The sequence below is a fragment of the Streptomyces sp. Ag109_O5-1 genome (assembly GCF_003814875.1).
In the GTDB taxonomy this organism is placed as follows: Bacteria; Actinomycetota; Actinomycetes; order Streptomycetales; family Streptomycetaceae; genus Streptomyces; species Streptomyces sasae.
Genome location: NZ_RKQF01000001.1, coordinates 9,703,102 through 9,715,644, shown reverse-complemented (window position 1 = coordinate 9,715,644; position 12,543 = coordinate 9,703,102). Strand labels below are relative to the sequence as shown.

Annotated in this window: 16 protein-coding genes; 7 read left to right on the top strand and 9 right to left on the bottom strand. The window is 71.1% G+C overall.

The genetic code is table 11. The features are described 5' to 3' along the window. Positions 1 to 105 precede the first annotated feature (105 nt). On the bottom strand, positions 106 to 846 hold the full coding sequence (locus EDD90_RS44300) for an SDR family oxidoreductase (protein WP_123978709.1): 741 nt from the start codon (positions 844 to 846) through the stop codon (positions 106 to 108). Positions 847 to 879: 33 nt separating this feature from the next. Further along, positions 880 to 1,113, bottom strand: a complete 234-nt coding sequence (locus EDD90_RS44295; RefSeq protein WP_123978708.1) for a hypothetical protein — start codon at positions 1,111 to 1,113, stop codon at positions 880 to 882. A 255-nt stretch (positions 1,114 to 1,368) separates the two neighbouring features. Between EDD90_RS44295 and EDD90_RS44290 the strand changes: the two genes are divergently transcribed. Both EDD90_RS44290 and EDD90_RS55955 read left to right on the top strand, forming a co-directional pair. Then, complete coding sequence (locus tag EDD90_RS44290) at positions 1,369 to 2,112, top strand: alpha/beta hydrolase (RefSeq protein ID WP_260328488.1); 744 nt, start codon at positions 1,369 to 1,371, stop codon at positions 2,110 to 2,112. 115 nt (positions 2,113 to 2,227) lie between these two features. Beyond that, positions 2,228 to 2,383: a hypothetical protein gene (locus EDD90_RS55955; RefSeq protein ID WP_185149440.1), complete on the top strand. Its 156-nt coding sequence runs from the start codon at positions 2,228 to 2,230 to the stop codon at positions 2,381 to 2,383. Positions 2,384 to 2,408: 25 nt separating this feature from the next. Here EDD90_RS55955 and EDD90_RS44285 read toward each other — a convergent pair whose 3' ends face one another. Continuing rightward, positions 2,409 to 2,789 (bottom strand): MerR family transcriptional regulator, encoded by a 381-nt coding sequence (locus EDD90_RS44285; protein ID WP_123978706.1) that lies wholly within the window; start codon positions 2,787 to 2,789, stop codon positions 2,409 to 2,411. A 100-nt stretch (positions 2,790 to 2,889) separates the two neighbouring features. Between EDD90_RS44285 and EDD90_RS44280 the strand changes: the two genes are divergently transcribed. The 3 genes from EDD90_RS44280 to lnt all read left to right on the top strand — a co-directional run bounded on the left by EDD90_RS44280 (position 2,890) and on the right by lnt (position 5,577). Next, the gene (locus tag EDD90_RS44280; protein ID WP_260328487.1) at positions 2,890 to 3,363 is read left to right on the top strand and encodes a hypothetical protein; all 474 of its coding nucleotides are present in this window, start codon (positions 2,890 to 2,892) and stop codon (positions 3,361 to 3,363) included. Between the two features lie 86 nt (positions 3,364 to 3,449). Then, positions 3,450 to 3,935, top strand: coding sequence for a nuclear transport factor 2 family protein (locus tag EDD90_RS44275; RefSeq protein WP_123978705.1), 486 nt, complete (start codon positions 3,450 to 3,452; stop codon positions 3,933 to 3,935). Positions 3,936 to 4,011: 76 nt separating this feature from the next. Then, complete coding sequence (gene lnt / locus EDD90_RS44270) at positions 4,012 to 5,577, top strand: apolipoprotein N-acyltransferase (RefSeq protein ID WP_123978704.1); 1,566 nt, start codon at positions 4,012 to 4,014, stop codon at positions 5,575 to 5,577. Here lnt and EDD90_RS44265 read toward each other — a convergent pair. Then, positions 5,495 to 6,406 carry a Gfo/Idh/MocA family protein gene (locus EDD90_RS44265; RefSeq protein WP_123978703.1) on the bottom strand — a complete coding sequence of 304 codons (912 nt, stop codon included), beginning with the start codon at positions 6,404 to 6,406 and terminating at the stop codon, positions 5,495 to 5,497. The two genes, lnt and EDD90_RS44265, sit on opposite strands and share 83 nt — an antisense overlap. Before the next feature lie 97 nt (positions 6,407 to 6,503). Between EDD90_RS44265 and EDD90_RS44260 the strand changes: the two genes are divergently transcribed. Continuing rightward, positions 6,504 to 7,013, top strand: coding sequence for a DinB family protein (locus tag EDD90_RS44260; protein ID WP_123978702.1), 510 nt, complete (start codon positions 6,504 to 6,506; stop codon positions 7,011 to 7,013). Positions 7,014 to 7,125: 112 nt separating this feature from the next. After that, positions 7,126 to 7,587 carry a hypothetical protein gene (locus EDD90_RS44255; protein WP_123978701.1) on the top strand — a complete coding sequence of 154 codons (462 nt, stop codon included), beginning with the start codon at positions 7,126 to 7,128 and terminating at the stop codon, positions 7,585 to 7,587. A gap of 16 nt (positions 7,588 to 7,603) precedes the next feature. On the opposite strand, the gene EDD90_RS44250 is transcribed toward EDD90_RS44255, so the two are convergent. From EDD90_RS44250 to fabG, 5 genes are all read right to left on the bottom strand, one after another. Then, positions 7,604 to 8,110, bottom strand: a complete 507-nt coding sequence (locus tag EDD90_RS44250; protein WP_123978700.1) for a hypothetical protein — start codon at positions 8,108 to 8,110, stop codon at positions 7,604 to 7,606. Positions 8,111 to 8,300: 190 nt separating this feature from the next. Next, entirely contained in the window at positions 8,301 to 8,984 is a 684-nt protein-coding gene (ung, locus tag EDD90_RS44245) for a uracil-DNA glycosylase (protein WP_123978699.1), read from the bottom strand. Positions 8,985 to 9,077: 93 nt separating this feature from the next. Beyond that, positions 9,078 to 10,655 carry an ABC transporter substrate-binding protein gene (locus EDD90_RS44240; RefSeq protein WP_123978698.1) on the bottom strand — a complete coding sequence of 526 codons (1,578 nt, stop codon included), beginning with the start codon at positions 10,653 to 10,655 and terminating at the stop codon, positions 9,078 to 9,080. Between the two features lie 232 nt (positions 10,656 to 10,887). Beyond that, a complete protein-coding gene (locus EDD90_RS44235; protein ID WP_123978697.1) occupies positions 10,888 to 11,649 on the bottom strand; it encodes an SDR family oxidoreductase in 762 nt (253 codons plus the stop codon). A 54-nt stretch (positions 11,650 to 11,703) separates the two neighbouring features. Continuing rightward, positions 11,704 to 12,465, bottom strand: a complete 762-nt coding sequence (gene fabG / locus EDD90_RS44230; protein WP_123978696.1) for a 3-oxoacyl-ACP reductase FabG — start codon at positions 12,463 to 12,465, stop codon at positions 11,704 to 11,706. Between the last annotated feature and the right edge of the window lie 78 nt (positions 12,466 to 12,543).

Below are 12,543 nucleotides of genomic sequence, written 5' to 3'. Positions count from 1 at the left end.
TGCGACGCCACCCGTTGAGGGACATCGGCGAGTGACGGCAACTGCGCAGGTGGCCGTGGCAGACCCCGCGTCTGCGGCCTGACCCGCCGGACGGTCCCCAGGGGTTCAGCGTCCGCCGGAGACCCGCAGCACCGCGCCCGTCGCGTAGGAGGCCTCCGGTGAGAGCAGCCAGGCGATCGCGGCGGCGATCTCCTCCGGCCGGCCGGCGCGGCCCAACGGCGTGGTGGCACCGACCCGTTCGGCCCGGCCGGGGTCGCCCATGGCCGCATGGATCCCGGTGTCGATGACGCCGGGCGCCACGGCGTTGACCCGCACGCCGTCCGGGCCGAGTTCCTTCGCCAGGCCCACGGTGAGGGTGTCGACCGCGGCCTTGGTCGCCGCGTAGTGGACGTACTCCCCGGGGCTGCCGAGCGTGGCCGCCGCGGAGGACACGTTCACGATCACCCCGCTCCCCCGCGCCGCCATCAGCCGGGCCGCCCGGCGTGAACACAGCAGCACACCCAGCAGGTTGACCTCCACGACCCGACGCAGGTCGGCCGTCTCCGTATCGGCCAGCCGCCCGAACGGCCCGGTCACGGCAGCGTTGTTGACCAGACCTGTGACCGGCCCCAGCTGCTCCTCGGCCGTGTCGAAGAGCCGCTCCACATCGGCCTCCACGGCCGTGTCCACCGCTACGACGACACCGCGCGCCCCGGCCTTCCGCACCCCCTCCGCGACCGCGTCGGCGGCGTCGGCGTCCCGCCGGTATCCGATCACCAGATCGTGCCCGTCGGCCGCGAGCCGCAGACAGGTCGCGGCGCCGATACCCCCGCTGCCACCGGTGATGACCGTGACGGGACGTGTCATACGAACCTCCTGAAGCCGGACGGGACCAAGATCCTACGACCCCGACTGCGCGAACACCTTGTCCCCCACCGGAACCGGCCCCTCCCCGGGCAGCAGCCCGGCCGCCCGTTCCGGCCCATGGATCCGGGCCGCGAGCGGGATCGCGTCCGTGATCCCGACGAGCCGCTCGTCGGCGTACCGGGCGCCCGCCGCACCCGAGAGGTCGGCTGCGGTGACCGGTGGGGACAGCGCGTCGGGGTGCGGATCCGGCTGGGGATGCCACCGCACCCGGAGTCCGCATCCGGTCGTCGACGAAGAACGCGCTCAGCCGGAAGGCGTCCTCGTCGGCACACCGACCACCGGAAGAGCTTGGCGACGCAGTGAACGGGGAGCCTGCTCCCACACGTCTGTGATGCTCAAGGCCGCCGTCGCGGGAGAGCAGGACCTTCGACCTGTCATGATGAAGACGCCATCGGCGCTCGGCCGCTCAACCGGACCAGTTGGCTGTCGGTACGTCAGGCGGAACGGGGGGTGGGGCCGGCCGTGGAAGTCGCTGTGGCGAGCGGGCTCGTCTATGGAGCCAGTGGTCAACGTCTGGATGTGTACCGGCCCGCGGCCGCCTCACGGCCTTCGCCTGCGGTGCTGCTCTGGCACGGGAGAGGTCCCGATGAGCGCGATGTCCTCGCGCCGCTCGCCAGGGCCGTCGCCGCTCTGGGCATCGTGTGTTTCGTCCCGGACTGGCGGCCGGATGCCCAGGACGGCGGGCGGACCCACCTGCGGGAATCCGCGCGGTACGTGCAGCAGCATGCGGCCGACTTCGGCGGGGACACGGGACGTGTCGTGCTCGCCGGCTGGTCCCTGGGGGGCAAGGCCGCGGTCGGCGCCGCCCTGGTCCCCGGCGCGTTCGACGGGTGGAGGCCGCCGGCCGTCGTCGGCATCGCCGGCGGCTACGACGGCCCGGACCCGCTGACAGGCCGTACGCCGATCGAGGAAGCGGCGGCGATCGGGGAATCGGCGCCCGCCGTCCCGATACGGCTGGTCCACGGCGCCGTTGATCCGGTTGTGGACGTCCAGCAGTCCCGACTGCTCCACACGACCCTGCGGCATCGCGGCCGGCCCACGTCGCTGCACGAGTCCGACACCGACCATGCCGGCGTGATCATGACCGAATACGACCCCGAGTACCGCCGCTGCCGCCCCAGCCGCACCGACCACGCGCTACGGGGCGGCAGCCGGACGGCTCGGCTCATCGCCCATGTCGCACACTTGGTACCGGACCGGACGTGACGCCCAGGGGCAATCCCTTGCGAGGCCTCAAGATCGAGTCGCCGGCCCGGCAGGTGCGTGTTGTCCATGGGACAGTCCTCAGGGTGAGCCAAGGGTCCAACGCGGGGAGCGGAAGATGCAGGCGGTGTTGCCTGCCCACACGATCGAGGTCGGAACCGAGCCGCTGGACCGGCCGACGCGAAACTCGGTGGGCGGCCGGCCCTTCCTCGACGACGCCGGCGAACCGGACCACTGCGACCCGGCGGCGGTGTGGCCGGTGAACCAGAACTGACGCCTCGGCACGATCACCGCCCTTTTCACGGAGTGCGTCCCGGCAGGACGCCGCCGGTCGGCCGCAGTGGGCATCCGGTGCCGACGCGCAGGGCCAGATCGGCCCGCAGGGTGGTCAGTTCGGCGATACGGCTGTCGATGACCTGAAGCTTCTCCTCGAAGAGCAGGGACAGCGCCTCCGCGGTGTCCGGCGCTTCGCGCAATGCCTCGCCGTTGCGCGCGATCTCCGCCAGGGAGAAACCGAGTGCCTGCGCGGTGCGGACGTACTGGAGCCAGGCCACCGTCTCGGGCGGAAAGTCGCGGTACCCGTTGGGCAGGCGCCGACCTGTGACCAGGCCTACCTTCTCGTAGAACCGGATCGTGTCCCTGGTCATGCCTGCCTGCGCGGCAAGTTCGCCGATGCGCATGCCCCTCCATCGGATCCATCGGATATCGGGCTTGACCTTGGAGCGTAGTCCACTGTTTAGCGTGAGGCGTCGCTGTCACGAGACCAGCAGGAGCCTCATCGTGAGCCGTCTTCGCACCCCCGCGAGCCCCGCCTATCTGCGCGTCGTACGCGCGAGTGCCTGGTACGACCTGGCCGTCACCGCCGGATTCGCGACTCCGTGGACCTACGCCCTGGTCCACGACGCGCTGTCCTCGTGCGGGAACGCGCTCGGGCTCGGTGCGCTGCCCGAACTCGACCTGTGGCAGATCCTGTTCGCCAATCTGATGGGCTCGGTGGTGGTCGTCTGGGCCGTTCTGCGCATCGTCGGGCCGCTGCCCGAGCACGGACTGTTCGACGGCATCGCGCGTGCCCTGTTCGCGACGTGGCAGGCGTACGCACTGGCCCACGGTGTGTCGCAGCTCCTGTGGCTCTTCTTCGGCGTCGAGGTGACATTCGGCGTCCTCCAGCTCGTGCCGTGGAGACGGGGCGGAAACGCATGTCGGGCACGGATGCGGAATGCGGACCACCGTTCGACCGGCCGGTCGCTCACATGACCAGATCCGGGGGTGCCCGGTACGAACACCACCGAATATCGCCCGCGCCCCTTGGCTCCGCCGGTCCCGTGCCCAAAACTGTGCCGATGACGCAGCGTGTGGAGCTCGCGACCGTGATGGACCGGCTGGCCGTGGACGAGTTGGTCACCGAGTACGCCGTGGCCGTCGACGACGGTGACTGGGCGGCGTACCGCGGACTGTTCACCACTGACGGGCGGGCCGACTACCGTTCCGCCGGCGGGATCGAGGGGGATGCCGGGCAGGTGGCCGGGTGGCTCGCGGAGAGTCTGGCCCTGTTCTCGATGCGGCAGCATCTGATCGTCAACCGCCGGGTGCGGTTCGGGACCCTGGACCACGACACCGGGGACACCGCCCGCCTCCAGGCCGACTACATCAACCCCATGCGTTTCGCCGGCGGCGACGGCACCGCCACCGCCCCGGACTTCGTGTGCGGCGGCCGCTACGCCTTCACGCTGCTGCGTACCGGGGACGGCTGGCGGCTGCGCCGGGTGGTCGTCGAGGAGAAGTGGCGCCGGCTGCCGGATGGGCGCGCGGTGGCCGGGTCCGACTGAGCCCGCGCCCTTGCCCCCTGTCGGAGATTCCTCCCGGTCGCGCACACTGGAAGGACCCGCAGGCAGGAGGCGATGGATGAGGACCGTCGAGCGCTGGCTGACCTCCCCGTGGCGGCGTTCCTGCATCGGGGCGCTGGCGGGCGCGCTGCCCGTGCTCGCCTTTCCGGCGCCGTCGCTGTGGTGGTTCGCCCATGTCGCGCTGGTCCCGTGGCTGCTGCTGGCGCGCTCGGCACCGACCGGACGGCGGGCGGCGTACGACGGCTGGTGCGGCGGGTTCGGGTTCATGGTCGCCGTGCATCACTGGCTGCTGCCGAGCCTGCACGTCTTCATCTTCCTGATCGCCGGGCTGCTGAGCCTGCTCTGGGTGCCCTGGGGCTGGCTGGCCCGTCGGCTGTTGGGCGGGACGCCGTCGCCGGGGCGGGCCGCGATCGCGGTGCTGGTGCTGCCCTCGGGGTGGCTGGTGGTGGAGCTGGTGCGGTCCTGGCAGGGGCTGGGCGGGCCGTGGGGCATGCTCGGTGCGACCCAGTGGCAGGTGGCGCCGGCGCTGCGGCTGGCCTCGGTCGGCGGGGTGTGGCTGCTGAGCTTCCTGGTGGTGGCCGTGAACGTGGCCGTCGCCGTGCTCGTCGCGGTGCGCGAGGCGCGGGTGCCCGCGGTGGCCTCGCTGGTGGCCACGGCCGCCGCGACCTCCGCCGCCTGGGTGTGGTCGCCGCGCCCGGACGTCGACGGGCACGTCCGGATCGCCGTCGTACAGCCCGGCGTCCTCGACGGCGGCGACCGGCGCTTCGACCGGGAGGAGCGGCTGACCCGGCAGCTGGCGGGGCAGCATCCCGACCTGATCGTCTGGGGCGAGAGCAGCGTCGGCTTGGACCTCAAGGACCGGCCCGACCTGGCGAAGCGGATCGCCACGCTGTCCCGGCGGACCGGCGCGGACATCCTGGTCAACGTCGACGCCCGGCGCTCCGACCGGCCGGGTATCTACAAGAGCTCCATCCTGGTGGGCCCCGACGGGCCGACCGGTGAGCGGTACGACAAGATGCGGCTGGTCCCCTTCGGCGAGTACATACCGGCCCGCTCCCTGCTCGGCTGGGCCACCTCGGTCGGCAAGGCGGCCGGCGAGGACCGGCGGCGCGGCACCGAGCAGGTGGTGATGAACGTCGGCCACGGGCTGCTGGTCGGCCCGATGATCTGCTTCGAGACGGCGTTCCCCGACATGAGCCGGCATCTCGCGCAGGACGGCGCGCAGGTGCTGATCGGGCAGTCCGCGACCTCGACGTTCCAGCACAGCTGGGCCCCCGAGCAGCACGCCTCGCTGGCCGCCCTGCGGGCCGCCGAGACCGGGCGCACGATGGTCCACGCCACGCTGACCGGTGTCTCCGCCGTGTACGGGCCGAGCGGGGAGCGCATCGGCCCCTGGCTGGGCACGGACGCGGACACCGCGCGGGTCTACGAGGTGCCGATCGCCCGCGGTGTCACCCCGTTCGTGCGGTACGGCGACTGGGTGGTGGACGGCGCGCTGCTGGTGCTGGCGGCCTACTGCCTGAGCGAGGGGCTGCGGGCGGTCAGGCTGCGCCGGAGCGCCGGCGAACCTCTCGTATCACCCGCTCGCAGAGTTCATGAGTCGCCAGTGCGTCACGGGCACTGAGCACCTTGCCGGCGCGCACGGCGTCGAGGAAGGCGAGCACGGCCTGTTCTATGCCGCGCTGCCGGGCGACCGGCACCCAGTCGCCGCGCCGCCGGACCGTCGGCTGTCCCTTGTGGTCGATCACCTCGGAGAGGTTGACGACCTGGCGTTTGGTGTCCTGCCCGGAGACCTCCAGGATCTCCTCCGCCGAGCCGCTGAGCCTGTTCATCACGCCGAGCGCGGTGAAACCGTCCCCGGCGAGCTGGAGCACCACGTGGTGCAGCAGGCCGTCGACGACGCGGGCGCGCACGGTCACGTCGTCGACCGGTCCGGGGGCGAGGAAGCGCAGGGTGTCGACGACATGGATGAAGTCGTCGAGGATCATGGTGCGGGGTTCCTCGGGCAGCCCGATGCGGTTCTTCTGCATCAGGATCAGGTCGCGGGGATGGTCGGCGCACTGGACGACGCCGGGTGCGTGGCGCCGGTTGAAGCCGACGGACAGCGACACGTTCCGCGCCTCGGCCAGGGTCACGAGCCGTTCGGAGTCGGCGAGCCGGTAGCCGAGGGGCTTGTCGACGTACGTCGGTACGCCCGCCTCCAGGAGCCGGGTGACGATCTCCGGGTGGGCGCCCGTGGGCGCGTGCACGAAGGCGGCGTCGAGTTCCTGGGCGAGCACGTCGTCGAGGGTCGCGTGCCGGTGGCCGGCGGGCAGCCGGAGGCTGTCGGCGACCCGGTCGAGGGTGGCGGGGGTGCGGGTCTGCAGGTGGAGTTCGAGCCCCGGCTGCGCACCCAGCACCGGCAGGTACGCCTTCTGCGCGATGTCGCCGAGTCCGATGCAGCCGACCTTCACTGGCGTTCCCCTCGCGGTTGCCTACGCGTGCCTGTCCGGAAGCATACGGGCCGATAATCCGTGGTGGGATCGGGCGGGGGTGGGCCAGGATGCGCCCATGACGACCGAACGCCGTGTGCCCGCGATCGACGCCGACGAACGCTCCATGCTGGAGGGCTGGTTGGAGTTCCACCGGCAGACCCTCGCGACGAAGTGCGAGGGTCTGACCGACGCCCAGCTCAGGACCGCCTCCGTGGAGCCGTCCCCGCTGTCCCTCATGGGACTGGTGCGGCACATGGCCGACGTGGAACGGAACTGGTACAGCAGGGTCCTCACCGGCGAGAAGGTGCCGTTCCGCTACTGGACCGACGAGGATCCGGACGGCGACTTCCATCTCACCGAGGCGGACACCTGGCAGGAGGCGTACGCGATCTGGCAGTCGGAGATCGCGACCGCCCGGCGCAACGCGGCCGGCGTCGGCCTGGACGATCTCTCCAAGGGCCTCACCCGTCACGGTGAGCGGATCAACCTGCGCTGGATCCACACCCATATGATCGAGGAGTACGCCCGGCACAACGGCCATGCCGATCTGATCCGGGAACGCATCGACGGCGCGACCGGCTCCTGACGTCAGCCTCGGACCCGCCCACCCCTCGTACGGGGCGCGAGATCACCCGCGCGGGGGACCAAACTCCCGTCGGCGGTGTCAACCTTCACGCGGAAGCAGCAGAGTTGCACGGGTGCATCGAACGACGACCACCGCAGCGCTCCTGGTCACCGTGACCGTCTCGGCCCTCTCCGGCTGCGTGACGGTCCAGCGTCCGGCGGCGCCCGGCCCGCCGCCGGGTTCGGCGCCCTCGCTGCCATCGGTGCCCCGCCCGGACGGCAGCACCGAACCCCGGGTGGTGCAGGCGCCGGTCAAGGAGGCCCTGGAGATGGTCGGCCCGTCCCGGCCCCCCGCACACCCCGCCCCGCACACCCCGGCACCGCCTCTGCCGGCCGCCCCACGGCCACCGGCCCCGCGCGCCGCCAGCCCTGCGCACCCCCACCCGCACCGGTCGCACGACCAGCGGGCCGGCATCCCCGATGTCGCCCGGCCCGTCCCCAAGGCCCCGGACGTGTGCGCCCTCGGCAAGCAGTACGGCGGCTGGAGCGCGGACAGCCCACAGGCACAGATCTGCGAGCAGACGTACGGGCATTGAGCCCCTGGTCCCCCGTCTAGGACCTGTCCGGCCGCTGCCGAGGCGGTCCCCAGGGCTCGCCGCCCGGGGTGTCGTCGTCCCCGAGCCGTAGTTCCAGTCTGCTGATCGCCGCCCGCACCCCGTCGCCGTAGCCGTCTTCGCCCAGGGCCGCGGCCGCCCCGCGCGCCCGGTGCAGATGGCTGCGGGCGGCCTCGGTGCGGCCGAGCTTCACATAGTCGGCGGCGAGGTTGAGATGGAGGGAGGGATAGAAGCCGCGCAGGCCCGCTGACGCCTCCGCCTCGTCCGCCGCCGACAACGCCCTCAGGTCCCAGGCGAGTTCGTCGGCCGGGTCGTCCTGGGTGTCGGCGAGGTAGTGGGCCAGGGTGCAGCGGTGCAGCGGGGCGCCGTGCTCGCCGAGTTCCGTCCACAGGTCGAGCAGGCGCCGACGGGCCTCCTCACGGTCCCCGGCGTGGTGCAACATCACGACCTGCCCGATCCGCGTGAGCACGGCATCGAGTGCCGTCCGCTCCTGTCGCTCCGCCACGGGGCCCTCCGGGCTGTAGGCCTGTTGTGTGTTGCCGACGTTAAGCGGAGCCGCCTGTTTTTGCGGTCAGGCGGCGCCGTTTCGCTGCGGGCCGGTGGGCAACTGCAGACCGCGGGGCTGATCCGGCCCGCGCGGCGGAGCCACACGTCGACAGAGCCCCGCGCCCCTGGGGGTTGCACCCCGCCGGTTCTCAGCCCAGGTCGGGGATGCGCCAGTCGATCGCCTCGTGCCCCTGCGCCGCGACCGCCTCGTTGATCTGGGTGAACGGGCGGGAGCCGAAGAACTTCTTCGCGGAGAGCGGGGACGGGTGCGCACCCTGGACCACGACGTGCCGGGTCTCGTCGATCAGCCGGAGCTTCTTCTGCGCGTAGTTGCCCCACAGGACGAAGACCGCCGGGTCGGGGCGCTCGGCGACCGCGCGGATCACCGCGTCCGTGAACTTCTCCCAGCCCTTGCCCTTGTGCGAGTTGGCCTCGCCGGCACGGACCGTGAGCACCGCGTTGAGCAGCAGCACGCCCTGCTGGGCCCACGGCATCAGATAGCCGTTGTCCGGCACCTCCAGGCCCAGCTCCTCCTTCATCTCCTTGTAGATGTTCCGCAGCGACGGCGGGGTCTTCACGCCGGGCCGGACGGAGAAGCACAGGCCGTGGCCCTGGCCCTCGCCGTGGTACGGGTCCTGGCCGAGGACCAGCACCTTGACCTGGTCGTACGGCGTGGCGTCGAGCGCCGCGAAGACCTCCTCGCGGGGCGGGTAGACGGGGCCGTTCGCCCGCTCCTCCTCGACGAACTCGGTCAGCTCCTTGAAGTAGGGCTGCTGCAGTTCGTCACCCAGAACCCCGCGCCAGGACTCGGGCAGCATGGCGATGTCGGTCACGTCAACGTCCTCACGAATTGCGGTCTCTTGCGGTTCCTGCCGATGCCCAAGAACCTACAGGCGACCACTGACAACCGGTGCCGGACGGCCGATTCACCAGCTGGTCTTGCGGTGCAGCTCCCACATCATCATGATCGTCGACGGGTCGAGCGCCTGTTCGCCGCCGGAGATGTCGGCGCTGGCCGCGACGTACTGCCGGCCCTGCCACAGCGGGATCAGCCGGGTGTCGTTGACGAGGATCTGCTGGGCCTCCTCGAAGTCCTTCACGACCTTGCCGCGGTCGCTGTCGCGGCGGGAGTCCGGCAGCAGCCTGCCGGTGATCACGGGGGACGGGTAGGGCGTGCCGAGGGCGTTCTGGTCGCCGACGAAGGGGGCGATGAAGTTGTCGGCGTCGGGGAAGTCCGGGAACCAGCCGCGCCCGAACACCGGGTACTCACCCTTCTGGTAGCCGACGACGTAGGTCTTCCAGGGGCGGCTCTTGAGGGTGATGGTGAACAGCCCGGAGTCGTCCAGCTGCTGCTTGAGCAGCTGGAACATCCTGGCGGTCTCGGAGCCGTAGCGGTCGGTGGTGTACCAGAAGGTGAGCGGGACGCGCTGGGTGATGCCGGCGTCGGCGAGCATCTTGCGGGCCTTGGAGGTGCTGGGGTCGCCGAAGTCGTCGAAGAAGCCGGTGGTGTGGCCGGTGAGGCCCGCCGGGACCATGGAGTACAGCGGGTCGACGGTGTCCTTGTAGACCGTGTGGACGATCGCGGAGCGGTCGACGAGCTGGGCGACGGCCTTGCGCACGGCGGGCAGTTTGGCCCACGGGTCCTTGGGGTTGAACACCAGGTAGCTGATGTCGGTGCCGGTGCCGTCGACCAGTTGCAGGTCGCTGTCGGAGTGGCCCTGGAGAGCGACGATGTCGGAGGCCGCGAGGCCGCGGTAGGTGACGTCGATGTCGCCGGACCGCAGGGCCTTGACCATGGTGGCCGAGTCCTGGAAGTAGCGGATGGTCACCGCGTCGTTCTGCCGGTCCGCGAAGCCCCGGTAGTTGTCGTTGCGGACGAGTTCGGCCTTCTTGCCGTCCTCGTAGGACTTCAGTGTGTACGGCCCGGACCCGTGCACCGACTCGTCCTTGCGCAGCGACCTGGCGGGGTAGTCGTCGGGGTCGACGATCGACATGGCCGGGGTGGCGAGCACGAACGGGAAGGTGGCGTCGGCCTTGTTGAGGTGGAAGACCACCTCGCGGTCGCCGAGCACCTGCACCCGGTCGAGGCTGCCGAGCAGTCCGGCCGGGCCGCTGGGCGCGTTGATGGTCCGGATCCGGTCGATGGAGTACTTGACGGCGTGTGCGTCGAGCGCGTCGCCGTCGGCGAACTTCAGGCCGGAGCGCAGTTCGCAGCGGTAGGTGCGGCTGCCGGAGTCCGTGAAGGCGCAGTGCTGGGCGGCGTCGGGCTGGGGGGTGGTGGCGCCGTCCGGGTAGGCGAGGAGCGTCTGGTAGATGTTCCGGAACAGCTCCCAGGAGCCGTCCCAGGACCCGGCGGGATCGAGGGTGCTGGGGGCGCTGGTCGTCCCGACGACGATCGGCCCGCTGTCACCCGCACTGCTGCCGGAGAGCACGCCGCATCCGGCCACCAGGGACATGGACGCGACCGCGGCTGCTCTTCGCAGGCCTCGGTTCCGACTGAACACGCGCACGCTCCTCGATCCGCCGTACCAGGGGTCGGCGGCAGACCATACCGCAGCGTTGAGCGCCTGGAACCCTCCCGGAAACACGGGCGTTGATCGAGTGTGCTATGACGACGTTGTCATTCTCCTGTGCGGATCGCGTACGGCCGTCCGGGCGTCGCTTCCGTCGTTCTCATGACGAAATGTCTGTGACGAAGACGACGCCCGGAGTCAGGGCAGGCCGTGCCGGAGCCGGTCAGGCCACGCCGGCGTTGAGGAAGATACCGCCGTCGACGACGAGCGTCTGGCCGGTGATCCAGTCGGACTGCTCCGAGGTGAGGAAGGCGGCGGTGCCGCCGATGTCGGAGGGCACGCCGAGCCGCTTCAGCGGGTAGGCCGCGGCGGCCTCCGCCTCCCGGCCCTCGTAGAGCGCCTCCGCGAACTTGGTCTTGACGACGGCCGGGGCGATCGCGTTGACCCGAACCCGGGGCGCGAACTCGTGCGCCAACTGCTGGGTCAGGTTGATCATCGCGGCCTTGCTGATGCCGTACGCGCCGATGAACGGCGAGGCCGAAAGACCCGCGACGGAGGCGATGTTGACGATGGCGCCGCCGTTGTCCTTCTGCCAGGCGTGCCAGGTCTTCTGGGCGAAGCCGAGGGCCGAGATCACATTGGTCTCGAACACCTTGCGGGCCACGTCCAGGTCCACGTCGGCGATCGGGCCGAACACCGGGTTGGTTCCGGCGTTGTTGACCAGGTAGTCGACGCGGCCGAAGGCCTCCATGGTGCGCTCGACGACCTCGGTCTGGTGGGCGAGGTCGTGCGCCTTGCCGGCGATGCCGATGACCCGCTCGGAGCCGAGGCTCTCGACGGCCTCCTTGAGGGCCTCCTCGTTGCGGCCGGTGATGGCGACCCGGTCGCCGCGGGCGATCAGCGCCTCGGCGACGCCGTAGCCTATGCCGCGGCTGGCGCCGGTGACGACGGCGACCTTGCCGGACAGCTCGGGCAGTTCAGTCATGTCGGTGATCCTCGGTAGTCCCTGATGAGTCCCTGGCAGAGTGCCTGGTGCCCGCTAGTCCAGCGGCCCGCCGGCCACGTACAGGACCTGGCCGGAGACGAAGCCGGCGGCCTCGTTCGTGAAGAAGGCGATGGCGTTGGCGATGTCCTCCGGCTCACCGACGCGCTGCACGGGGATCTGGGTCGCGGCCGCGGCCTTGAACTCCTCGAAGCCCATCTTGACGCGCTCCGCGGTGGCCTTGGTCATCTCGGTGGCGATGAAGCCGGGGGCGACGGCGTTGGCGGTGATGCCGAACTTGCCGAGCTCGATGGCGAGGGTCTTGGTGAAGCCCTGCAGACCGGCCTTGGCGGCGGAGTAGTTGGCCTGGCCGCGGTTGCCGAGCGCCGAGGAGGAGGACAGGTTGACGACCCGGCCCCAGCCGGCCTCGACCATGTGCTGCTGGACGGCCTTGGTCATCAGGAAGGAGCCGCGCAGGTGCACGTTCAGGACCGTGTCCCAGTCGGACGCGGACATCTTGAACAGCAGGTTGTCGCGGAGCACGCCGGCGTTGTTGACCAGAATGGTCGGGGCGCCGAGCTCCTCGACGACCCGCGCGATCGCGGCGTTGACCTGGGCCTCGTCGGAGACGTCGGCGCCGACCGCGACGGCCTTGCCGCCGGCCGCGATGATCTTCTCGACGGTGTCCTTGCAGGCGGCCTCGTCGAGGTCGACCACGGCGACCGCACGGCCCTCGGCGGCCAGCCGTACGGCGGTGGCGGCGCCGATACCGCGCGCGGCTCCGGTGACGACGGCTACCCGCTGCTCAGTGGTGGACATTCGTGTGTCTCCTCGCCCTTGAGAGAACCTGATCGAGAAGCCCGCTCCTGGGACTCCTCCGCGGTGAGCGACCGCTTA